Source organism: Clostridium autoethanogenum DSM 10061, assembly GCF_001484725.1.
In the GTDB taxonomy this organism is placed as follows: Bacteria; Bacillota; Clostridia; order Clostridiales; family Clostridiaceae; genus Clostridium_B; species Clostridium_B ljungdahlii.
In genome coordinates, this window is the sequence record NZ_CP012395.1 from 4,168,495 (window position 1) to 4,192,823 (window position 24,329).

A 24,329-nucleotide genomic window follows, 5' to 3' on the forward strand; every position below is an offset into this window, starting at 1 on the left:
CACTTTGCATCCATAGGTTTTTACAAATCTATGGATGTGAAATGAACCTTAAACAATATTGCTTATATAATGATTATTTTTCTAAAGAATATGCCAATGCTGCTTTACAGTAAAGTTTGATCATTTGCTTTTTATATAGAAAAATTTATTGTCTATAGCCCTCATTGTAGCCAGTATGCCATCAAGATGATCGTATTCATGTTGTATTAATTCTGATAGATCTCCTTTGAACTTCAGTGTTTTATCTGCAAAATTTATATCTTTGTATATTATAGAGCATTCTTTATAGCGTTTAACTTTTACTAAAAGATTTGGAAAGGACATACAGTCATCCATTACGTCCATCATTTCTTTGTTATCAAATTTAAGTACTGGATTAATAAAAACTATAGGCTTGTCAATATACATATATATCAATCTTTTAAATACCCCAATTTGTGGAGCGGCAATTGCTCTGCCTGCATTGTATTTTTTACGAAAGTCAATTAAGGTATCATGTAAATCTAAAACAGTTTCCTTTATTGAATCCATGTCTTCTTTTTCTACAGGTAAACTTTTTTTGTATAAAGCATCATTTCCAAGTAATAGTATTTCTTTTATCATAAAATAGCCTCCTTGTTGTACATTTGATAAAATAGTACTATATAATTGTAACTATAAAAAGGTATGATTTTTATAAAAATTAAGGGGATGATTTTATGGAGATACCAATATTTATTAAGAGGCACAGTGAAAAACCACTGTATATTCAGATATATGAATGTTACAAAAAAGCAATATTAGAAGGTACACTTAAAAGAGGGGATAGGCTAGAGTCTATAATGCAGCTTAAAAATAGACTTTGTGTTAGCAGAAATACGGTTCAAGGGGCATATGATCAACTACTATGTGAAGGTTATATATATAGCAAAAATGGAAGTGGCTATTATGTGGAATATATAGAAGATCAAATAAAAACCGCCCAAAAAGAAAATATACCCTTAAAACTTAAACCCTTAAAAAGCATTCATATAGATGATAAAGTATATCCTTATAATTTCAAACCTGGTTCAGTGGATCGTAAAAGTTTTCCATTTGAAAATTGGAGGAAAATTGAGCAAAGCCTTATGAAAAAAGAAAATATAGATATATTAACCTATTCAGATCCTAGAGGTGAATTTGAATTAAGAAGTCAAATTGCAAGTTATGTTAAAAGTTCAAGAGGAGTAATTTGTTCTCCTGACCAGATAATTATAGGTGCAGGAACGCAGACTTTGATGGCTGTATTATGTGACTTGTTTAGTGAATCTTGTAATAAAAATATTGCTTTTGAGGAACCTGGATTTTCTGCTGTAAGAAAGGTTTTTGAATGGTATGGATATAACATAGAGCCAATTGAATTGACACAAGTGGGAATGAATATAGAAAAGCTTGAAAGCCTTAAAGTGGCTCCTGAGTTTATATATGTAACCCCATCCAACCAGCATCCTTTGGGAATGTCCATGCCTGTTTCAAATCGTATAAAACTTCTTAATTTTATTAGTAAGGGTAGGGGATATATTATTGAAGACGACTACGACAGTGAATTTAGATATAACGTAAATCCTATACCTTCACTTCAAAGTTTGGATAGTGAAGATAGAGTGATTTACCTTGGAACTTTTTCAAAAACTCTTTTTCCAGGAATGCATGTTGGCTATATGATTTTACCTGAAAATATAATGAATCTTTTTATTGAAAAGGGAAACTTTATAAATCAAACTGCATCAAAAATTCATCAGCTGACAATTGCAGAATTTATGAAAGAAGATTTATTTGAAGCACATCTTAGAAAAATGAGAAATATATATGCTAAAAAGCAGCAATTTCTTATAGACTGTATAAAACAGCAACTTGGAGAAGATGTTGTGATTTATGGGGAGAGAGCAGGAGTTAATATTGCACTTCAGGTAAAAAATAATCTAAATGAATTGGAATTGATAAATAGGGCTTTAGAAAATGGAATTAAAGTCTATCCCATATCATTTTATTATTTTGATCAAGGTAATTATAAAGAAGGTAATATGGTTTTCATGGGATATGGACATTTAAGCTTTGATGATATGGAAAATGGAATAAAACTTTTGAAAAAAGCCTGGTTTTAAATTTACAAAACTGGGCATCAATTATACTGCCTACCTTAGTGAAAAGATAAACATATGGCGTGGAAAATACTTCTCTGGTAGAACGAAATTGGATGGAGTATTGAATAAAAATTGTAATAAAAGATAAGCTATAAATGATTTTACATTTATCATCTACAGCTTATTTTTATATCAATTGTACTTCATTTTTCATATAGAAACGACTTAATTATTTTTTCATTTCTTTAAATATGTTTTTGACTTGCTTATTAAGAGCATAAGTTTTAATATTGGATTTTAATTTTGATATAAACAACTGTTCATTTATAGGTTTAGTTATAAAATCATCAGCCCCAGAATTTAAAATAGATGCAAGGGTTTTAGGATTATCTAGGGATGTAACAGCTATTATAGAAGCTTTTAGATTGGCTTTCCTTATATCCCTGATTAAATTTTGGCCAAACTCATTTTCTAATATAATATCAACTAAATATATATCATATTTTTTATTGCTGTTCAGTAAGTCCTTACTAGATTTATAGGAATCCACATTATTTATATTATACTTTTTAAATAGATCTTTTTCGATTAAAGAGTCGAAACTACTGTCGTCTATAATTGCAATTTTTGCTTCCCTTAAATCTTCCATATATTTATCTGATTGAAATATAGAATCTATACGTTGAATAATTTGTTCATTTAAATCCTTTTTTAAAATATAATCGGTTACACCTAAGTTCAGAAGCTTTTTTTTTGTTTCATCAATTGCATTACTAGTTACAACAAATATAGGGATATCTTTTTTACTGCTGTAATTTATATCCTTAAGAAAATTTTCTATAGAACCTCCTTTTGCATAAAGAGATGTTATAATGATATCTATATCGGAATCCTGTAGTATTTTATAAGCTTCATTGAAATTATCAGCGGATATATAGGAATAGTTACCTTGTACTAAGGTATTTTTTACAATGTTACAAAAAAATTCACTTTCTTCAATATGTAAAACAGTATGCATATACTTCACCCCTTGGAGAATATTTATCTGATGTCTACCTACTAGAACACTCCCATGTACGTTGTGAAAGCAATTCACTTTAAATCAAAGATTTAAGTTCTCGGCTTGCACACAACGAAAGCGACTATCACCAAATCAAAGATTTGGGATATATGCTTTTCCCACTAAGTAAGATTCATTGATAATTACGTTATTAGATATATTATCGTAGATATATAGGAAATAATTAATATGTTTTACATAGTTTTTAAAAATACTTATAATAAAGTTATATTATTAAAGAGAAAAAAAAATAGGGAGGAAGCGGCATGAATAATGGATTTTATTATGAAACGAAAATTGGTAAAATAGGTATTGTTGAAAATGGAAAGGCCATTACTCATATAACTTTTGGAAAAATGAATTTTCAAGATATATGTATAAATGAAACATCTTTATTGAAAAATGCAGGCAATCAGCTCCAAGAATATTTGGAGGGAAAAAGAAAAAAGTTTGATTTGCCTCTGGAACCGCAGGGTACGGAATTTCAAAAAAAAGTATGGGATGCACTGCAGGATATTCCCTATGGCAAAACATTTAGTTATAAAGATGTGGCCCAAAATATAGGAAATATAAAGGCTTGTCGTGCTGTTGGCATGGCAAACAACAAGAACCCTATTCCTATATGTATTCCATGCCATCGTGTTATAGGTTCAAATGGCAAATTAGTTGGCTATGCAGGTGGTTTACATATAAAAGAAAAACTTTTAGAAATAGAGAAGCAAAATGCAGATAGTTAAGGTTGAAGTTCTTTAACTGTGAAATTGTATGAACTTCTGCAAGTTATTTTTCTATTAATGGGGGAAATTAGTATGAGTGAAAATGATTTGTATAAAAGAATGATAAGAGAAAAAATTTTTGAATTGGCGGATGATGAATATAAAAAATTTCAAGAAAATTTGTGTCCCGACAATGATAATATTGTAGGAGTAAGACTTCCGCTTTTAAGAGATCTTGCCAGAGAAATAGCTAAAGGAGATTGGCGTACTTATATAAAAACCGCACAGGATGAATATTATGAAGAAATTATGCTTCAGGGAATGGTAATTGGATGTGTGAGAACTGATGTTGAAGAAAGGTTAAGGTATATTACAAATTTTGTTCCTAAAATTGATAATTGGGGTGTTTGTGACAGCTTTTGTAGTGGATTAAAGTTTACAAAGTCCAACATGCAGCGTGTATGGGAGTATTTACAGTCTTATGCATTTTCTGAAAAAGAATTTGAAGTCCGTTTCTTTGTTGTAATGCTTCTTGATTTTTATATAAAGGAGAATTATGTTGATAAGGTGCTAAAATCATTAGATAAAATAAAGCACAAAGGTTATTATGTTAAAATGGCTGTTGCCTGGGCCGTTTCAACTTGTTATATTAAATTTCCAGAAAAAACAATGGAATATCTGAAAAATAATACATTAGATAATTTTACATATAATAAGGCACTGCAAAAAATAGTTGAGTCCTTGAGAGTTGGAGAAGATGCAAAAGTGATTATTCGAAGCATGAAACGTAAATGAAATAAAAAGACACCAATTTTTGTTAATAGGTGTCTTTTTCATATAGGATTCAAATTTTTAACTAGAGCTTACACATTTATCTTTTGCTAATACAATTGTACAAATTAGTATAAGAGCACTTCCAACCAATATTGCAAGAGACATTTGCTCATTGAGAAACAGTACACCTAAAAATACACTAACTATAGGTTCGAAAGTTCCTAGTATGGATGAAGATGATACTCCTATTAGTTCTATAGCTTTTAGAAGTAAAATTATTGATAATATAGTTGAAACTACAGAAATTCCTAAATAGCAAACTACAATTTTAAAATTAAAGTTTAAAGCTACGGTTTTGTTAAACAGCCCACATAGAGCTGTACCTATTGTTGAACCTAGACAAAGATACATAGTAGTAACCCTATTATCTAAAGACCGGATGGATTTTAAATTAAGGGCGATTAGTGTGAGTCCATAGGAAAAACCTGAAAATAGAGCTAAGGAAATTCCTAAAATATCTATAGTATTATTTTTAAAACCAACTAATGTGTAAATACCAGCTGCAGCAAGTAATAGGGATATAATTTTTTTAGTACTCATTTTATCTTTATAAAATATAAAACCTGCTATGCAAACTACAACTGGATATATAAAATGCAAAGTAGTTGCAAGGCCCCCACCTAAATAATTATAAGATATAAATAAAGCTTGAGTTGTTATAGTATATCCAGTAATACCAATGGATATAAGTAACAGCACCTGTTCCTTTTTTAAGTTAATATTAATGTGGCTAAAGTTTAAGTACAAAAATAATATTAATGTTGAAATCAAAAATCTAAATAGTAATACGGTGGTTGGATTAGAACCATTGAAATATGCAATTCTAGCCAAAATAGGCATAATCCCAAATGCTGTTGATGATAAAAGTGCATAAGCTATTCCTTTGTAATTATTCAAAACTTGTCCTCCTTTTGGATGTCAATAAAAAGCCTAAAAAAGCCATACATATTATAGCATAAATTTGAAACTGTTATAACAGAAATAATATATTTTGCTCATTTATTACAACAGCTTTTTCATATTTTATACCAAATACTTTCACTGAATAAATTGTTTGACATTTTATACATCTGATACATTCATCGTAGTGAACTTTTACATTGTGATCTTTTTGCACAATATCCGTGCTTTTACATACTCAGGCAATAAATTATTAACGAAGTAAACTGCTCTTATAACAGAAACGCCATGACTTGATAAGGCAACTTTAGGCATCTAAAGCCATATATATGTGTCACATTTCTGTAAGCCTTGGAGATGGAAATATACATATTGTAATAGCATAGTAAGTGGTAGAATATAGAAATTATAGAATTTTGACAAATTAAAAAAAATTGTGACAAATTAAAAAAAAGCATAAAACTATGATAAAATATTGTTTGTAGAATAATAAACAAGTGTTATTAAAAAAGGACTAATCTATTAGTAGACATTTTTGAAGGGGGATATTTCAAGTGGAAGAAAAAGAATTAACACGTGGTCTAAAAGCTCGTCATATTGAATTGATTGCTTTAGGTGGCACAATTGGCGTAGGCTTATTCATGGGATCAGCTAGTACGATTAAATGGGCCGGGCCATCGGTACTGTTGGCTTATGGAGTAGCCGGCATTGCTATGTATATAGTTATGAGAATTATGGGAGAAATGCTTTACCTTGAACCATTGACAGGTTCTTTTGCAAATTATGCAAATAAATATATATGTCCTTGGGCTGGATATATGACAGCATGGTGTTATTGGTTTATGTGGATAGCTGTTGGTATGTCGGAAGTTACTGCTTTAGGTATTTATATGCATTATTGGTTCCCAGCTTTACCAGCCTGGATTCCAGCTTTAATCGGTGTGGCTATTCTTGCTGCTGCTAATCTGACTTCAGTTAAGTTTTATGGTGAATTTGAGTTTTGGTTTTCCTTAATTAAGATTGTCACGATTATAGCTATGCTTATAATCGGATTTGGATTGATTTTCTTTGGTTTTGGTAACCACGGTCAAGCTATTGGTTTAGCAAATCTTACAGCAAATGGAGGCTTCTTTGCCGGCGGTTGGAAAGGTTGGTTATTTGCCTTATGCTTGGTAACAGCATCTTATCAGGGCGTAGAACTTATCGGCATTACAGCAGGAGAAGCGCAGGACCCAAAAAACACATTAAGAAAAGCAACGAAAAATATCATTTGGCGTATATTGATTTTTTATATCGGTGCTATATTTGTAATTGTAACTATTTATCCATGGAATAAAATCAGTGCTCTTGGCAGCCCATTCGTTTTAACTTTTGCTAAAATTGGGATTTCCGCTGCTGCTGGAATCGTCAATTTTGTAGTACTGACAGCCGCAATGTCTGGCTGCAACAGTGGAATTTATAGCTGTGGTCGTATGCTTTATACCTTGTCAAAAAACGGACAGGCTCCTAAATTTCTTGGTAAAGTAACCAAAGATGGTGTACCAGCCAATGCTATTAAAGTAACTTTAGCTTGTTTGCTTGCTTGTGTGGCTTTAAATTATATCTGTCCAAATTCTAAATTATTTGTTTATATCTATAGTGCCAGTGTTCTTCCGGGCATGGTTCCATGGATTGTTTTATGCATTAGTCAAATAAAATTTCGAAAAGAACATGCATCCGAAATGGCAGGGCATCCTTTTAAATCAAAGCTTTTCCCATACGCCAACTATATTGTAGTAGGGTATCTTTTCTTAGTTCTAATTGGCATGTGCTTTAACTCTGATACTCAGATGTCTTTACTTGTTGGTGCGGTGTTCTGTGTCATCGTTACTATCGGCTATTTTGCTTTTGGCATTAACAAGCGGGGTGCTCTGAAAGCAGAAGAATTTGAAGATGAAAAATTAGAAAGTAAATAAATAAAATAATGCAAGCACCATTATGAGTCTTATTACCCATGATGGTGTTTTTGTTATGTATAAATATCTTTTTACTAGAAAAACTATAAAAGATAAGATATGGAATATTGTATAATATCCATCAGCATAATCTAAAAAAGTACAAAATATTAAAATAGGAGGAGCTTTATATGAGTCAAACTACACTAGAAAAAAATGAAACTATACGAGAAAGAACAGAAGGGCGAGTTAGCTATCACGATTCTGTAGAGGAAATGCTTAAAAGAATCAGAGAAGATGGTATGTCAAATGTATTTGACAGATGGTCCTCTCAAGAAAAAATTAGATGTAAGTTTTGCCTAGAAGGATTGAGCTGTCAATTGTGTTCTCAAGGCCCCTGCAGAATTAATCTTAAAGGAGAACAGAAAAAAGGTGTTTGTGGAATTGGCCCAGATGCTATGGCAATGCGAAATATGTTACTTAAAAACATAATGGGAGCTGGTACATATAGCCATCATGCATATGAAGCCTTTAGAACATTAAGAGAAACTGGGGAAGGCAAGACTCCATTTACAATTAAAGACTTGGATAAACTCAAATGGATGTGCCAGAAAGTTGGAATTGATACAAGTGGAGATACTAATAAAATGGCAGTGGATCTGGCAAACTTTTTGGAAGCTGAAATGGGTAAAGATGTAGAGGAACCCAGTGTTATGGTAGATGTGTTTTCACCAAGGAAGAGAAAAAAAGTTTGGAAAGATCTTGGAATTTATCCTTCAGGAGTAGTTCACGAAGAGCAAAATGCAGTAGCAAGTTGCTTAACAAATGTTGATGGAGATTATGTATCATTAGCTAAAAAAGCGCTGCGGTTAGGCCTATCAACTATTTATACAGCACAAATAGGACTTGAAATGGTACAGGATATACTTTTTGGCACGCCTACACCCCATGAGGTAAATGTGGACTTAGGAATTATGGATCCAGAGTATATAAATATTGTATTTAATGGACATCAACCTTGGGCTGGTGTTGCTACCATTCAAAAGGCAAAGATGCAGCAGATACAGGAAAGAGCAAAGGCAGTTGGTGCAAAAGGGCTTAGAATAGTTGGGTCAATTGAAACAGGGCAGGAGCTATTACAAAGATTTGAAGTAGATGATGTATTTGTAGGTTTAATGGGAGATTGGCTATCTATAGAACCACTTCTTGCTACAGGTACAGTTGATGTTCTTGCAATGGAAGAAAACTGTTCTCCACCTGCAATAGATCATTATGCTGAAAAGTATCAGGTAACTTTAGTAGGGGTAAGTACTATTATAGGTATTCCGGGATTAAATCATATGATTCCATATAATCCTGAAAAAGTGGGTGAAATGGCTGACAAATTGATTGATTTGGCCATTGAAAATTTTAAAAAGAGAAAGGATAACATTACACCAAAGGTTCCTAAAATAACACAGAAAGCAATAGCAGGTTTTTCTACTGAAGCAGTTTTAAAAGCTTTAGGAAATAAGCTTGATCCACTTGTTGATGTTATTAAGGCAGGAAAGATTAAAGGAATTGTGGCTTTGGCAAATTGTTCAACTCTAAGAAATGGTCCTCAAGATTGGAATACAGTTAATCTGGTAAAGGAATTGATTAAAAAGGATATTTTAGTTGTGGCTGGTGGGTGCGGCAATCATGCTCTTGAAGTAGCAGGGCTGTGCAACCTAGATGCAATAAACATGGCTGGCCAAGGATTAGAAGAAGTATGCAATATGCTAAAGATTCCTCCAGTTCTAAGCTTTGGAACTTGTACAGATACGGGAAGAATATCCATGCTTGTTACAGAACTTGCTAATCACCTTGATGTAGATATACCAGATCTTCCTATTGCAGTAACGGCCCCCGAGTGGATGGAACAAAAAGCTACTATAGATGGTTTATTTGCAGTAGCCTATGGGGCATATACACATTTATCTCCGACCCCATTTCTAACAGGTGCAGAACAGCTTGTAAAGCTTCTTACTGAGGATGTAGAGAATTTAACAGGAGGTAAAGTTGCATTAGGAGACAATCCCAAAGAGGCAGCTGATAATATTGAAGCACATATATTAAGTAAAAGAGAGGGTTTGGGGTTATAAGATATAAGGCATTTTCAAAGAAATAATTAGTCAGTATGCTAGCCTATTTTTTATCATACTGCGTCGGTAGAAACCTTAGATAGGATTCACTATTTGCGGAACCTGCCTCCTTGTCTGATAAACAAAGTTCTTGGCATCAGATGAGGTTTTAAACTTCATCTGATGCTTAGAAATTGTTATCCAGGGGCGTAGCCACTCTTTGCTCACACTTGGAAAAGTGTAAGCATTAGAGTGGGTAGTCATCGGATAAAAAATATTCGTCGCATCTTTGACTTGTTATTTTCTTTTAAATGCCTTATTAAATGGACGGCTAAAAATAATAGCCGTCCATTTTTAACCCTAAATCTTAGCTTCAGGAACTTAAAAAACAAAAATATGTTTGTGTGTGTATGTATTAAATAGAAAGGGAGTTCATTTAAATTTATGAAAATGACTTTTTATTGAGCTGTAAATTGAGCTATAAAATCATCCTCATTATCCCAGGGTAAAACGTCTCCATCTTCCCGAAGATAATCTAAAATTTTCCATACTCCTTTTTTTGTATAAGAACTTATGCGGAAAATTGTTTTACATCCAGCAAGTTTTAACCATTCCTCTGCTCGATCTGGATTAGCATTAGGTCGGTCTATTTGCGTTACTATACCTATAACTTCACGGTTTACAAGAGGTCTAATATTAGGGGGATATATGGAATAAGGTTCTATAGCACTAAGCAACAGACCTACTACATCTGCTTCATAAGAATATATAGCAAGAGCACTTGCTAACGATCTATTTTCTGCATATTCCCCTGGGGTGTCAATAATTACATCAAAATTATTAATATATTGGGTTTTGTGGTAAGAGATTTCTTGCCCTCTTAAAGTTTGGGTTAAAGTAGTTTTTCCGCATTCGCTTCTGCCAAACAAAATTAATTTTTTCATGTATGATCACCTACGTTCTTGTCATTTCACATGTTGTAAAGCCAAGAAATTCCTTACAATAGTCAATAATTGATTTTACAGCAGACTCAACTTCAGAAATTCCGCCTGTTATAATTAAGGTGCCACTAAATCTGTCTACAAATCCTAAATCTAGGTTGCCAGTTTTAGTAGCTATATCTGCCGCAATAATTGCAGTTTCACTAGGAGTCATAGTCATGATTCCAATAGCGGCTTTTCCATAATCAATATTAGGATTTAGCCCCAACTTTTTATATATAATATTGTCAGGACCAGCAATTATATGTGCAAGAGTAATTTGTTTACCTGGAACAGTTTCTTGTATAATTCTCATTTTACCTTCATGCTCTATCATATTTTGTAAATCCATGTAATAACCTCCTTTTCGACGTATTTTGCTACTAAATTCGACCTATTTTGATATAACATTTTAATAATAAAGCATTGATGTACAATTGTCAACCAGGCATTTTTAGGCTATACATGGCATATGCATTACAGCGGGAGAAAGTATATTTTAATTAATAGTTAATAATGAAGAATTAATAGTTAATGTGGATTTTTGCGATAGTTAAAAATCAATCTTCACTATTAACTTTTCATTATTAATTCTTAACTTGTGAAGCTTTTCTTCCCAATGTTTTTAAACTGTGAAAGTTAAATATTTGATAAATTTATAGAAATATAAAAAATTAAAGTACGTTCAAAAAACGATCAATAGTCAAAAAACGAACACTATTTTTTGACTATTTTGATCTAAAAATGAACACAATATAATAAGTGACATAAAAAAACTACCTAATTTGGATACTTTGGGCAGTGGCATACATATTGCTTGTAATAAACAATAACATTAAATATTTCACCATTATTAAGACATCTGTAATTCTCAGTATGAATATAATTGAAATTGGGAATTGCAGATGTAGTTACAAAGGGATGTAAACGTATTTTGCTATTAAAAATTTTTTTAGATAGAAGGTGAAAAAATGTTTGAAGACATATATAAACAATTAGTAAATGAAGTAGACAAGGGACATCAATGTGTAACATTAACTTATATTGATTTACTTAGTACAGAAGAAGGTTCTATTATAAAGAAAGTTATTCTAACTAAAGAAGATATAGAAAAAAAATCCTTTCCAGTTGATGATAATATTTATGAAAAAATATGCAGTTCTTTAGAAAGTGGCAAACTTGAAATGGTTGAGATAGGGGAAAATAAGAATGTTTTAATTGAACCATTTGTTCCCAAACCACGTCTAGTTGTTTTTGGTGGTGGACACATAGCAAAGCCCGTGACAGAATTTGCATCAAGAGTGGGATTTTCTGTTACAGTTATAGATGATAGGCCTTTCTTTGCAAATAAACCAAGATTTCCTGAAGCAGAAAAAGTCATTTGTGAAAGCTTCGAGAAATCCTTCGATTTAATTAATTTGGAAAAATCTGATTATATAGTTATTGTAACAAGAGGTCATAGATATGATGGAGTTGTTTTACGTAAAGTCTTAAAGTATGATCTTAGTTACGTTGGAATGATAGGCTCAAGGCGTAGAGTAACTGCTATGAAAAAGGAGCTATTGGAAGAGGGATTCCCTAAAGAAAAGTTGGAATTAGTTAATGCTCCAATTGGCATAGATATAAACGCTATTACTCCAGATGAAATAGCTATTTCTATAATAGCACAGCTTATAAATTTTAAAAATAAAGAAACTATGAGCAAATTTGGTAAAAATTTTGCTATTCCTGAATTTGACAAAGAAGTACTAAAAAATGCATCTGAAAAATCACCAAAACCTAAAGCATGTATAACTATACTCTCCTCTAAAGGATCAGTTCCTAGAAAAGCAGGAGCCAAAATGATCACTTATCCTGATGGTATGAGCATTGGAACTATAGGTGGAGGATGCAGTGAATCCTCTGTGCTGCAAAAGGCAAGAGAAATGATGAGGAAAACTGCAGGAGAAAGGAGTTCTTTCATAGAGCATGTAGATATGACCGGAGATGTTGCTGAATCTGAAGGAATGGTTTGTGGGGGAACTATGGAGGTATTAATAGAGGTAATTTAGAGAGGAGTTGAATTACAATGAAAAAGATTAAAACTAAAGAAGCTGTAGGTCATGTACTTTGTCATGATATTACACAAATTATTAAAGGAGTAAAAAAGGGTGTTGCATTTAAAAAGGGACATATTGTTACTGAAGAAGATATTCATGTTCTATTATCAATAGGAAAAGAGAACCTCTATATATGGGAAAAACGAGAAGGCATGCTTCACGAAAATGAAGCAGCAAAAATTCTTTATAATATTTGTAAAAATGACTATATGTGTCCTTCTGAAATTAAGGAAGGAAAAATTGAGTTAATTGCTGAAGAAGATGGTGTACTTAAAGTTGACATTGAAAGGCTTTGTAAAGTCAATTCACTTGGAGAAATGATGATTGCTACCCGTCATAATAATTTTCCTGTGAAAAAAGGGGATAAATTAGCGGGTACACGTATTATCCCTCTTGTAATTGAACAAGAGAAAATGGATAAGGCTGTTGAAGTTGCAGGGGATAAGCCACTTATAAAAATTATGCCATTTAAAAATAAAAAAGTAGGTATTGTAACTACAGGCAGTGAAGTCTTTTATGGAAGAATAAAGGATACCTTTGGCCCAGTTATCAGAGAAAAACTTGCGGAATATGATACGGAGGTTTTAGGACAAAAGATTTTAAATGATAACCCAAATGAAATTACTCAAGCTATCAAGGACTTTATTAATGAGGGAGCAGAATTAATAATATGCACAGGTGGAATGAGTGTTGATCCTGATGATACAACACCAAGTGCAATAAAAGATACAGGTGCAAAAATTGTTTCTTATGGTGCTCCTGTGCTTCCTGGTGCAATGTTCTTGCTAGCATATTATAAAAACACAATTCCAATTTTAGGATTGCCAGGTTGTGTAATGTATGCTAAACGTACCATTTTTGATCTAGTTCTTCCAAGAGTTATGGCAGATGATAAGATAACTCTAGAAGACCTTGCAAGCCTCGGACATGGTGGCTTATGCCTTTCATGTGATGTTTGTTCATTCCCTAATTGTGGATTTGGAAAATAGATGTTATAGACAGTAAATTAAATTACTCAGCTTTCGTATGTGCGAAAGTTAAGTTAAATTATTATATAATGGAAATAATATCACAGTAAGTGCTGTATGGAAAAATATTATGTAGAAATATTTTAAAGAGAATATATAATTTATATATATTATTTAGTATAATAAAAATATATAGTATATATTTTATATGGATTTAAAGTAGGCGATAATAAGTTAGTTGGCCCTTTTCCATAAGGAGGGTAGTGCTGTGAAACAATATCAATTAAAATATGAGAATTTTGAAAAAATGCAGCATTTTATTTACGGCAATAATATCAATAATAGTGATAATATTTTGATTCAGATTTTTACAGCAGTAGTAGAAATGAAATTTATTAAGGACCTCACAGATAAAATAACATCCATGTTGCCTAGAGCAGAAATTATAGGTGCAACAACTGCTGGAGAAATATATGAAGGAAACGTGCTTAGTAAAACTACAATAATATCGTTTTCTATTTTTGAAAAAGTAAGAATTAAAGCAAAGCTTTTAAGTGATAAGAATGAGTATAAGATAGGAGTAAATATTGTTAAAGAATTAAGTGAAGATGATACAAAAGTCATTATATTATTTTGTGACGGATTGATCACAAATGGGTATGAGATTATTAAAGGTATAGAATCAGCAAATAATAAGCTTATTGTTTGTGGTGGCAAAGCTGGTGACAATGGATATTTAAAGAAAACCTTTGTATTTACAAAGGAAGGCATTACAGAAAATGGTGTGGCTGCAGCTTCACTTACTGGAAAAAGTTTAAATGTTACAACAGAACGTAGTTTTTCGTGGTCACCTATTGGAAAATTAATGACTATTACTAAAGCATTAAATAATAGAATTTTTACAATAGATAATATTAAGGCAATTGATGTTTACAGAAAATATCTTGGAGATGAAGTGGCCAAAGATTTGCCTATGTCTGCAACTGAATTTCCATTAATAATTAAGAGAAATGGTACCTACGTAGCAAGAGTGGCTTTTGGATGCCATAATGATGGATCTTTGAGTTTTCTTGGAGATGTTAAAGTTAATGATAAGGTTCAGTTTGGTTATGGAAATGTAAATATGATAACATCTCAAGCCTTAGAAATGACGCATAGGTTAAAAAATAAAAATATTGAAGCAATTTTTATTTATTCTTGCTCAGTGAGAAGAAATTTTATGCAAAATAAAATTGGCATTGAAACATCTGCTGTAAATAGTATTGCCCCAACTTTTGGATTTTTTACTTATGGTGAATTTTTTACTTTTAACCGTTCAAATGAACTTTTAAATACAACAATGACAATACTGGGAATATCTGAAGGCAACCAAACTTTTTATAAAAATGAACCTACGCCTAATAGTGAAAATGAAAACTCTTCAAAAAGCTTTTTTGAGGGAAAAGACGTTGGTGTAATTAAAGTGTTTACTAATCTTGTAAATCAAGTCACAAAGGAATTACAGGAGGCTAATAATGTGTTAGAAAAACAAAAATATAAAGTGGAGCAGATGAATAATGCTACAAAAGCTATTATGGAAATAAACAGCCACATGTTGTCTTCCTGTGAAATTGATAGTTTATTTGAAATGATACTTTGTAAGGCATTAGACGTAATTCCAAGTGGCACTATGGGAAGCATTTTATTTATGAAAGATGATGAATTAGTTTATAAGGCTACGAAAGGATATTTTCCTGATAAAATAAAAGAAATAGGATATAAATTGAAGAATTTGTACCAATATAAAGTTCACGATATGAATATTAAAGAATTACGTAATCCTATAGTAATAAGTAACCTAGAAAAAAATCTGTTTAATGAAAAAGATAAATATAACTCATGGAAAAAATTATTTATAAAAGATCCTTATCAGCTTTTAACTTGTGGTATATGTATTGATGGATGTGTTAAGGGATTTATTGATATATTTAATACAGATGAGAAAGAAAGTTTCAATGAGGATGATAAAAAGCTGCTGAAGTATTTGTCCTATGATATTGCCATAGCTTTTAAAAATGCTCAATTGTTAGAAAATATTTTATATATGTCTAGATACGATAGCTTAACTAAAGTGTATAACAGGAGCTATTTTAATAAGTTGTTGGATGAAACTTTGAATAAAGCAAGACTTTCAGGCAGTATTTTTGTTATATGTATAATAGACCTAAATAATCTTAAAGTTATTAATGATACCTATGGTCACATTGTAGGTGATGAAGTTCTGGTGAAATTTGCAAATATATTAAAAAAAGAAATTTGCGAAGAGGATATTTTTGCGAGAATTGGCGGAGATGAGTTCGCAGTAGTATTTGTAAATAAGGATAAGAATAGCGTTATTAATATTATAAGTAGGGTTTCAAAGATATTTAAAGATTATCCTTTTAATTTAAATGGAGACAAGAAAGAGATTAGTTTTGCTTATGGGCTTTCTCAGTTTAAAGACGATTCAGATGATGTTAATGAACTTTTAAAAATAGCTGACAAAAGAATGTATGAAAAAAAGAAGAAAATGAAGGATAGAAGAAAAATATGATGTATAATTTAAGTTATACATCATATTTTTAGGTATTATTTTTTATTTATTGGGAAATACACTTCTGTTACAAATTCATTGTGACTGCATTTAGAATCAGGGCCTTTGATGTATTCATCATGAGGAGGTCCAGCTATTTTATAGGAATTTTTATTTATCCAGTCAAGGAGTTCAGCATAAGCTTCACCGATTTCACTATAAGGACCTATAAAAGTTGTGTGTACATATAGACCGCCTTTTAAAACTTTAGTTGATACAGTATCTGTTTTTAGCTGTCTGTTTACTGGAATGCAAACTTCTATATCTGCATTATTGTGATCAAAGTCACTGTCAGAATTTTGATCAAAATCCTGGTCGTAGTAAATAGTTCTTATGTTTCCCAAGGGTGAAAGACCACTTTTGTAAATATTTTCAAAAACTTTACCTATTAAGTTGCCTATATTGTCCATTGAAATTGTGTCTCTTATGCTTAAAACTGTTGTATCTTTTAAAGTATCAATTAAAATATGGAAACTTCTTTTAGAATTCATTATATCCTCACCTTTCTGTAATTGATCCATTGAATGTTTAAGATGAAGTAAAATATTGTTGCTTTGTTGTATTTCAGTTTCGAATAAACTTATCTGCTTTGATAAGAATTTTTCTAAAGTACTGTTACTTTTATCCTTAATAATTTGTTTTATTTCATCCAATGAAAATTTATATTTTTTAAGTCTATTTATTTTTAGAATGTCTTGTACTTGATGCTTTTCATAATATCTATACTGATTTTCTGGATTAACAAAAGTTGGTTTTATCAATCCAATTTTGTCATAATGTCTGAGCATTTTGGTTGAAACATTTCCAATTTTCGAAAATTGTCCTATAGTGTACATAAAAACCTCCTAATATTTATTTCCTTCGAAGTGATTAATTATATTTTAAACTTTACCATAATGTCAAAGTCAATAGTTATAGAGTCAAAAATTGAATTATGGCATTTACTGGGTAAGTTATGCTATAATTTCTAGTAGAATAAAAAATTTAATTTATTGCTGGAGGTTTATTCTATGAAAAAAGTTTATTTTAAGGCTATTAATTCATACTCTAAAACGGAAGAGATAAGTGATGCTGCTGGTAAACTCTTAAAAAAAGTAGTGGAAGAGGAGCATATAAGTCTTGAAAAATTCATACCTCTTAAGGTTCATTTTGGAGAAAAGGGTAATAATACTTTCATACAATCGAAAAATTTTACTGGTATAATAAATTATTTAAAGGAAAATAACATAGATAGTGCATTTATAGAGACGAATGTTCTCTATAGAGGTGAAAGAACTACAAGGGAAAAGCATTTGAAACTTGCAAAAGATCATGGGTTTACTGAGCTCCCTATAATAATAGCTGATGGTGAACACGGAGAAGATTTTGAGGAGGTTGAAATTAATAAAAAGAATTTTAGCAAATGTAAGGTAGGAAAAGAAGTCGCAAACAAAAAACAGCTTATTGTCCTAAGTCACTTTAAAGGTCATATACTTGCTGGTTTTGGAGGTGCTATAAAACAACTTGGAATGGGATGTGCATCAAGAGGAGGAAAACTTGCCCAACATGCAAATTCTGTACCTAAAATTAATTTCTTTAAATGTAAGGGATGTAGCGCTTGTGCAAAAAAGTGTCCTCAAAATGCCATAATCGTAAACAGAAAGGCAAGGATCAATAAAGACAAATGTGTTGGTTGTGCTTCTTGTATGGCAATATGCCCACAGGGAGCTATTTATCACAGCTGGCTTGGATCTATGACCAAATCTTTTAATGAAAGGCTTGCAGAATATGCTTATGCTGCAGCAAAAGGTAAGAATCATATTTACATAACCTTTGCTTTTAATATAACTAAAAATTGTGACTGCGAAGGGCATGATATGAAACCAATAGCAAAGGATATTGGAGTTTTTGCTTCAACAGATCCTGTAGCTATTGATAAGGCTTGTCTTGATATTCTTGATAAAAATAGTGGCAGAGTTGTATTTAAAAGGGGAAGATATACTCTTGATTATGGGGAAAAAATAGGTTTAGGTAGTAAAGAATATGAACTTGTTGAAATAGATTAATTGATATCCATAAAAATTATATATTTGGCATTTATAAAAGCATTAAAAAGCTAAATAGGTGTAATGGAATAAATGGCGTTTTTTTAGTTAAAATATATGTATGCTGAAATATAATTGAGAGGTGTAAATAATTATGGATGAGAAGTTATTACAAAGGTTTAAAGATAAATTGAAATCAGAAAGAGATGCAGCTTCTGATTTGTTGGAACAAATGGAAAAGAATGAAACTATAAAATCCAATGCAGAACTATCTAGGGAATTGTCTTTTTATGATAACCACCCAGCAGACAACGCTAGCAACATATTTGATAAGGAAAGAGGGCTGGCTTTTCAAAAAAACGAACAAATTGTTATAGAAAAAGTAGACAATGCTCTAAAAAAAATAGAAGAAGGTACTTATGGCATATGTGAAGTCTGTGGTAAGGAAATAGATATAAATAGATTAGAATTTCTTCCATATGCAGAGCGCTGTATTGACTGCCAGCAAAGTATGGATAATTCAAAACCTGATGAAATGAATAACAGACCTCCAGAAGAGGATGTTCTTAAGGACACTTGGAATAGAGGATACCGTGGGGATGATGATCAGGTTGGATTTGATATGGAAGACAGTTACCAATCAGTTAACAAATTTAATAGAAGAAAAAATATAGTTGAAGAATATGTGGATGAGGATGAAACATATGTTGATCCTATAGAGAGAATAAGTAACCAAGAGTATAAAAATCAATTACCTTAAGAAAATCAACAGTTTAAACTTTGGGCATTTTCAAGTTATAGGTATGGACTATACCTAATTTATCTATGTAAGTAAAATATAGAGGTTAAGATAAATAGGGTTCTTGGCATCAGATGGAGTTTTGACTCTACCTGATGCTTAGAACTTTGTTTATTTGAAGTATTATTTTATAGTATTGATTTTTATAGTTTGTTTTAATTCTTTTTCTTTGGTCAGTGGCTCTGTGGGATAGCCTAATGCAATGCCAGAAACGGGTACAAAGCCTTCTGGTAAATTAAGTTCTTTTAATAATTCTTTCTCTTTCGAAAATGAAGCCAAAAATGCCCATAAATACACACTACCTAAACCAATATCAGTAGCAGCAAGAGCCATATTTTCGATAACACAAGCAGCATTAGCTATTTCAACGTGAGGTGCTTTATCATTTGCTTTACCAGAAACAACAATTAAAGTAGGAGCACCATAAAAAGGTTTCATATTTGGGCTGCCAAATGCATTTGCCGTTGCTTTTGTAATTTTATCTAGTAAGCTAGAATTTTGAATTACTGTTAAATGAACTGAATCATAAGCACCCATTCCTACAGGTGCAGCACAACCTGCATTAAGTACAATATTTAAGGAATCATCACTAATTTGCTCGCTTTTGTAATTACGAGTAGATTTACGCACTGCTATTGCTTTCATCATTTCCATGGTTAAAATCTCCTTTATATGATATTTACTCAGGTTAGTAAACCTGGTATAATTATTATACTTACTATTAGCTAAGCAAACAAGTACTAAGAATTTTATGACTAGGTATTCTTTTTTATACTATGGAGGATTTTATATGGCTACAGAGCAGGAATTAAAACAGTACTTAAAATTAATTAAGGAATCGTACAATACAAAAGAATGTCCTGTGAAATATACTCTGGATATTATAGGTGGGAAGTGGAAATTGCGCATATTAGTGCAGTTGATAAAAATGGAAGTAGTGCGTTTTAATGAATTAAAACATGCAATATCAGGGATAACAAATACCATGTTGTCAAATTCTTTACATGAACTGGAAGATGATGGCTTAATTACTAGAAAACAATATAATGAGATGCCTTTAAGAGTAGAATATTCATTGACTGACAGGGGGAAAAGTTTATTACCTTTACTTTATGAATTATCTACTTGGGGAAGTAATCAGATAGAGAAATAATTTGCCACACAGAAAATTTTTCTATGAACGAAAAAGATTGCAATCAAGTTACATAAAGTAAAACTTGTGCAATCTTTTTTGTCCGATGACTACCTACTCTAATACTCCCACTTTTCCAAGCGGGAGTAAAGAGCAGCTACGTCCCTGGATAACGATTTCTAAGCATAGGTGGAGTCAAAACTCCATCTGATGCCAAGAACTCTGTTTATTATTGAATATAGGTTAAATATTTTGAAGAAGACCATCCTTCAATTCCATTTATACGGATCTTGTACCAGCTGCCATCTGAAGTTTGACCAATTTTCTGTGCATATTGTCCTTGAGAGAGCACCCCAACTATTTGTGCTGTAGACGATGAAGTTGCTCTTATATTTAACTGGTATACACCACTAATAGTTACGTACTGATTTGCTGGTACTGTACCAAGGGTGTTTCCCCAGATCCATCCTGTCTGTCCGTTGTAGGTAACTTGATACCATCCATTTGAGTAATTCATTAAGTTTAAAATAGTACCTTTTGGAACATTGGTTAAAATAGTATCATCTGTTGATGGATTTGCTCTTAAATTTGCGTAACTTGTTACATTGGCAACCTGTGCATATCCTCCAACTTTAAATTTAGGAGTGGATGGTGTTGTATCTTCAACTATATTTATATAACGAGCAGGTATATATCCTTGGTTAATTGTGTTCATGCTTATAAAATATCTTTTAGTACCCTGTATTCCACCATAAGTTTGATCAGGTGTTGATTCATAGGTAAAAGCACCTTGTACTCCATTTAAAGTTCCCCATTTATCAAAGATAACTACATGATCACCTGGCTTGTCTAGGATATCCATGTGTTGTAGACTGTTTAAATCAATTTTTTTAAAATAGTTGTTTAATAAGGTGCTTGTTGATTGTTTGTAGTCTGCAATATTAAAAGAAGCTTGTACAAAACCAGAGCAATCTATTCCTGCAGTTCCAGGTATATATCCTAGTCCACCATCTGTATTTACGTTTCCTGTGAAGGCACCTTTGTTAACTGCATCAAGGAAGCTTGTCCACGGAGCGTTGTAGGAATTGGTATTAATTCCGTCAATACCGCCCCAATCATAAGGTATACCTTTAAAAGTAGCTGTTGTTATACCTTTAAACTGGCTTGGGAGTGTAACACTTGATGCATATTGAGAAGATATATTGCTATTTTTATTTGCAGAGTATGTCCAAGTTAAATCCATTAGACTTGCTGCCCTTTGCTCAACTTGAGTTCTTGATATTGGAGTTTGTGCAGCTGCACTTACTTTGTAAAAAGGCACACTCATTACTGAGGTAAATGCAATCAATGGAACCAAAATTTTAGCTAAGCTTTTTTTCATTTTTTCCATCCTTTCAAGAATATTTTGAAAACGTTCAATATTAGAACCTAATTAAATTATAATAATACAATCCTATGTTATCAATCATCAAAAGTTGGAATGATCTAATACCAAAATGTATTTAAGGTGTAATATACCAAAGCCCAGACACTATACCCGTTGTTTTTTTAATCTGTATTTGTTATAATACATATATAACAAATATAAGAATTATAACAAATATAGTATATAAAAGAGGGGGAGCATTATGCTAAATAGAAATACTAAATTGAGTGTTGTGCTAGCTTTAGCAACTTGTACTTTTTTATCTTATCCTGCTTATGCAGACGACAACTTTAGTGTACAAAGATTATATGGTAGTGACAGATATGAGACTTGTAGCAATATAGCTAACTATTTTCAGCAAGGACAATTGGACAGTGTAATAGTTGCAAGTGGAGAACAATTTGCAGATGCACTTTCAGCTGGATGTCTACAGGAATTAGGAAATTCTCCTATAATGCTTGTAGGTAAAAATATAAAAAGTAGTGATAAAACATTAGGTTATATTGAAAATCATTTAAAAAAAGAAGGAACTATATATATTTTAGGAGGGGAAGCTTCTGTAAATAGTGAATTTGAAAGGTATTTTAAAGAAAAAGGATTTAATAAAATAATAAGATTAGGTGGAAAAGACAGATATGAAACCAATGTAAAAGCAGTAAGCAAAGCAGATGTAAAGGAAGGAACTCCAGTAATTGTAGCAAATGGTGACAATTTTCCCGATGCTTTAAGTATAGCAAGCATAGCTTCCTATAAAGGATATCCTGTTTTTATAACTCCTTCTGGAAACCTGCCAAATGAGATAGAAGAAAAAATTAAGGAAATAAAACCTTCTAATATGTATGTGATAGGAGGAATCAGCTCTGTAAGCAGCAATATAGAGAGTAAATTGAAAGAAGTATCACAAAATGTAGTGAGAATAGAAGGTAAAGATAGATATGAAACTTCTATAAATATATGCAAATATTTCAATAAGGATTTGAAAAACTTAGTAGTTGCAAGTGGAAAAAACTTTCCAGATGCACTTTCTGGTATTGCTCTTTCAGCTAAATTTAAGGCACCTATAGTAATAACTGATGAAGGTAATGTAGAGGAGCTTAAATCTTATGTACAGAATCAAAAGGTGAATAAGATTGTAATACTTGGAGGAGAAAATATGATTTCTAAAAATGTAGAGGATATTTTGAATCCCCTGAGCTTAAAATCTAAAGCTGAGGATTTTATGACATGTTTACTAAATAAAAAAATAGATGAGGCTATGGAAGGATTAAGCACTGATTTAAAATCAGGATATGGAGAAAGCATAATGAAAAGTTCTTTTTCCAGTATGAGCTTTAAAGGAATGGATACAAAACCTCTAGATATAAAGCAGGAAAAGCTGCCTCTTGGCAATATGGTTACATTAACCTATAAAGTAGAAGGGCTTCCTACAAATTTAGATATAAAAATAAAATATGACAATGATGGAAAAGTATATGATTTCACATCTGAAGCTGCCCCAGTGGAAAGTAATTACAAACTTCCAACTTATGTAAATATAGATAATTTTACTGAAAAAAATGTGGCTATAGGAGATGAAAAGTATAAACTTCCAGGAGTATTGAGCATACCTAAAGGGAAGGGACCATTCCCGGCAGTAGTGCTTGTCCACGGAAGCGGCGCTAATGATATGGACGAGACCTATGGGGACACGAAGGTATTTAAGGATATATCTGCAGGACTTGCTTCAAAGGGAATTGCAGTGCTTCGCTATAATAAGAGGTCAAATGAATATCCATCCTTAACTGCAATAGATACAAAACTTGATTTGAATAAGGAAACAGTAAATGATGCAGTAGATGCAGTGAAGTTATTAAAGAAAACTAAAGAAATTGATTCCAGCAAGGTCTTTGTTTTAGGACACAGTCAGGGGGCAATGCTTACACCAACTATATTAAAAGATTGTGGCAATAGCGGTGCAGCTGGTGGAATAATGATGGCAGGACCGGTAGATTTTTTAGACACTCTTTTAGAGCAAAGTAAATATTTGAATTCAATAGGATATATGGATGAAGATAATCTAAAGTATATACAAAACTTATATGACTTAGTAAAAAACAATAAAGATTTTCCTAAAAATATATCTGAAAATACTATAATCTTTCATGCATATCCTTATTATTGGTTGAGTGTTAAAAATTCAACTCAAGCACAGGATGCAGTAGACATAAAAAATCCCCTTCTTATTCTTCAAGGAAAGAGGGATTATCAAGTAGCTGCTTCTAATTTAGAAAAGTGGAAGAATATATTGAAGGATAAACAAAATGTTGAGTATAATTCTTATGATAAGTTAAATCACTTTTTTATAGAAGGGGAAGGAAAGATGACTCCTGAGGAGTATGGAAAGGGGAATGTACCAAAGTATGTTATAGATGATATAGTAAGCTGGATTAGTAAATATTCTAAATAAGGAAAATATCTTATTTTAAAACGACTTTCCTCATATTAATCTTCAAATTGTGTTGTCTTAATAAAGAAATTGCAATAGTTAATATTATATAAATGTATAAATAGTTGATTTAATTGTAGAAATTGTTATAATATACTTATTATTATAATGATAAATTTTAATATATATTTTTAAAATTAAGGCAAAAATATTCGCT

Annotated in this window: 20 protein-coding genes; 12 read left to right on the top strand and 8 right to left on the bottom strand. The window is 31.7% G+C overall.

The window, feature by feature from the left end; genetic code table 11:
* Positions 1-120: 120 nt before the first annotated feature.
* Positions 121-603 carry a peptide deformylase gene (locus CLAU_RS19025; protein ID WP_023163437.1) on the bottom strand — a complete coding sequence of 161 codons (483 nt, stop codon included), beginning with the start codon at positions 601-603 and terminating at the stop codon, positions 121-123.
* A gap of 95 nt (positions 604-698) precedes the next feature.
* Here CLAU_RS19025 and pdxR point away from each other — a divergent pair, with 95 nt between their 5' ends.
* Positions 699-2,123, top strand: coding sequence for a MocR-like pyridoxine biosynthesis transcription factor PdxR (gene pdxR / locus CLAU_RS19030; RefSeq protein ID WP_013238440.1), 1,425 nt, complete (start codon positions 699-701; stop codon positions 2,121-2,123).
* A 208-nt stretch (positions 2,124-2,331) separates the two neighbouring features.
* Here pdxR and CLAU_RS19035 read toward each other — a convergent pair whose 3' ends face one another.
* Positions 2,332-3,120, bottom strand: a complete 789-nt coding sequence (locus CLAU_RS19035; protein WP_013238441.1) for a response regulator — start codon at positions 3,118-3,120, stop codon at positions 2,332-2,334.
* A 308-nt stretch (positions 3,121-3,428) separates the two neighbouring features.
* On the opposite strand from CLAU_RS19035, the gene CLAU_RS19040 reads away from it, so the two are divergent.
* Both CLAU_RS19040 and CLAU_RS19045 read left to right on the top strand, forming a co-directional pair.
* Positions 3,429-3,899 carry a methylated-DNA--[protein]-cysteine S-methyltransferase gene (locus tag CLAU_RS19040; RefSeq protein WP_013238442.1) on the top strand — a complete coding sequence of 157 codons (471 nt, stop codon included), beginning with the start codon at positions 3,429-3,431 and terminating at the stop codon, positions 3,897-3,899.
* Positions 3,900-3,971: 72 nt separating this feature from the next.
* Complete coding sequence (locus CLAU_RS19045; RefSeq protein ID WP_013238443.1) at positions 3,972-4,673, top strand: DNA alkylation repair protein; 702 nt, start codon at positions 3,972-3,974, stop codon at positions 4,671-4,673.
* A 57-nt stretch (positions 4,674-4,730) separates the two neighbouring features.
* On the opposite strand, the gene CLAU_RS19050 is transcribed toward CLAU_RS19045, so the two are convergent.
* Positions 4,731-5,609, bottom strand: coding sequence for a DMT family transporter (locus tag CLAU_RS19050; protein ID WP_013238444.1), 879 nt, complete (start codon positions 5,607-5,609; stop codon positions 4,731-4,733).
* 557 nt (positions 5,610-6,166) lie between these two features.
* Between CLAU_RS19050 and CLAU_RS19055 the strand changes: the two genes are divergently transcribed.
* Together CLAU_RS19055 and cooS are read left to right on the top strand one after the other, a co-directional pair.
* The gene (locus CLAU_RS19055) at positions 6,167-7,567 is read left to right on the top strand and encodes an amino acid permease (RefSeq protein ID WP_013238445.1); all 1,401 of its coding nucleotides are present in this window, start codon (positions 6,167-6,169) and stop codon (positions 7,565-7,567) included.
* A 170-nt stretch (positions 7,568-7,737) separates the two neighbouring features.
* Positions 7,738-9,669: an anaerobic carbon-monoxide dehydrogenase catalytic subunit gene (gene cooS / locus CLAU_RS19060; RefSeq protein WP_013238446.1), complete on the top strand. Its 1,932-nt coding sequence runs from the start codon at positions 7,738-7,740 to the stop codon at positions 9,667-9,669.
* Between the two features lie 437 nt (positions 9,670-10,106).
* On the opposite strand, the gene CLAU_RS19065 is transcribed toward cooS, so the two are convergent.
* Positions 10,107-10,592 carry a EutP/PduV family microcompartment system protein gene (locus CLAU_RS19065; RefSeq protein WP_013238447.1) on the bottom strand — a complete coding sequence of 162 codons (486 nt, stop codon included), beginning with the start codon at positions 10,590-10,592 and terminating at the stop codon, positions 10,107-10,109.
* Positions 10,593-10,602: 10 nt separating this feature from the next.
* Positions 10,603-10,980 (bottom strand): BMC domain-containing protein, encoded by a 378-nt coding sequence (locus CLAU_RS19070; protein ID WP_013238448.1) that lies wholly within the window; start codon positions 10,978-10,980, stop codon positions 10,603-10,605.
* Between the two features lie 619 nt (positions 10,981-11,599).
* Between CLAU_RS19070 and CLAU_RS19075 the strand changes: the two genes are divergently transcribed.
* The 3 genes from CLAU_RS19075 to CLAU_RS19085 all read left to right on the top strand — a co-directional run bounded on the left by CLAU_RS19075 (position 11,600) and on the right by CLAU_RS19085 (position 16,267).
* Positions 11,600-12,679, top strand: a complete 1,080-nt coding sequence (locus tag CLAU_RS19075; RefSeq protein WP_013238449.1) for an XdhC family protein — start codon at positions 11,600-11,602, stop codon at positions 12,677-12,679.
* 17 nt (positions 12,680-12,696) lie between these two features.
* A complete protein-coding gene (locus CLAU_RS19080; protein WP_023163440.1) occupies positions 12,697-13,716 on the top strand; it encodes a molybdopterin-binding protein in 1,020 nt (339 codons plus the stop codon).
* Between the two features lie 247 nt (positions 13,717-13,963).
* Positions 13,964-16,267 (top strand): sensor domain-containing diguanylate cyclase, encoded by a 2,304-nt coding sequence (locus CLAU_RS19085; RefSeq protein WP_013238451.1) that lies wholly within the window; start codon positions 13,964-13,966, stop codon positions 16,265-16,267.
* A gap of 35 nt (positions 16,268-16,302) precedes the next feature.
* Here CLAU_RS19085 and CLAU_RS19090 read toward each other — a convergent pair whose 3' ends face one another.
* Positions 16,303-17,142, bottom strand: coding sequence for a MerR family transcriptional regulator (locus tag CLAU_RS19090; protein ID WP_013238452.1), 840 nt, complete (start codon positions 17,140-17,142; stop codon positions 16,303-16,305).
* 174 nt (positions 17,143-17,316) lie between these two features.
* On the opposite strand from CLAU_RS19090, the gene CLAU_RS19095 reads away from it, so the two are divergent.
* Together CLAU_RS19095 and CLAU_RS19100 are read left to right on the top strand one after the other, a co-directional pair.
* Entirely contained in the window at positions 17,317-18,351 is a 1,035-nt protein-coding gene (locus CLAU_RS19095; protein WP_013238453.1) for a DUF362 domain-containing protein, read from the top strand.
* A gap of 133 nt (positions 18,352-18,484) precedes the next feature.
* The gene (locus CLAU_RS19100) at positions 18,485-19,090 is read left to right on the top strand and encodes a TraR/DksA C4-type zinc finger protein (RefSeq protein WP_013238454.1); all 606 of its coding nucleotides are present in this window, start codon (positions 18,485-18,487) and stop codon (positions 19,088-19,090) included.
* Positions 19,091-19,252: 162 nt separating this feature from the next.
* On the opposite strand, the gene CLAU_RS19105 is transcribed toward CLAU_RS19100, so the two are convergent.
* Positions 19,253-19,783: a nitroreductase family protein gene (locus CLAU_RS19105; RefSeq protein ID WP_013238455.1), complete on the bottom strand. Its 531-nt coding sequence runs from the start codon at positions 19,781-19,783 to the stop codon at positions 19,253-19,255.
* A 136-nt stretch (positions 19,784-19,919) separates the two neighbouring features.
* On the opposite strand from CLAU_RS19105, the gene CLAU_RS19110 reads away from it, so the two are divergent.
* Positions 19,920-20,282 carry a winged helix-turn-helix transcriptional regulator gene (locus CLAU_RS19110; protein WP_013238456.1) on the top strand — a complete coding sequence of 121 codons (363 nt, stop codon included), beginning with the start codon at positions 19,920-19,922 and terminating at the stop codon, positions 20,280-20,282.
* A gap of 208 nt (positions 20,283-20,490) precedes the next feature.
* On the opposite strand, the gene CLAU_RS19115 is transcribed toward CLAU_RS19110, so the two are convergent.
* Entirely contained in the window at positions 20,491-21,642 is a 1,152-nt protein-coding gene (locus CLAU_RS19115; protein ID WP_013238457.1) for an SH3 domain-containing protein, read from the bottom strand.
* A gap of 247 nt (positions 21,643-21,889) precedes the next feature.
* On the opposite strand from CLAU_RS19115, the gene CLAU_RS19120 reads away from it, so the two are divergent.
* Complete coding sequence (locus CLAU_RS19120) at positions 21,890-24,133, top strand: cell wall-binding repeat-containing protein (RefSeq protein ID WP_013238458.1); 2,244 nt, start codon at positions 21,890-21,892, stop codon at positions 24,131-24,133.
* The last annotated feature ends 196 nt before the right edge of the window (positions 24,134-24,329 follow it).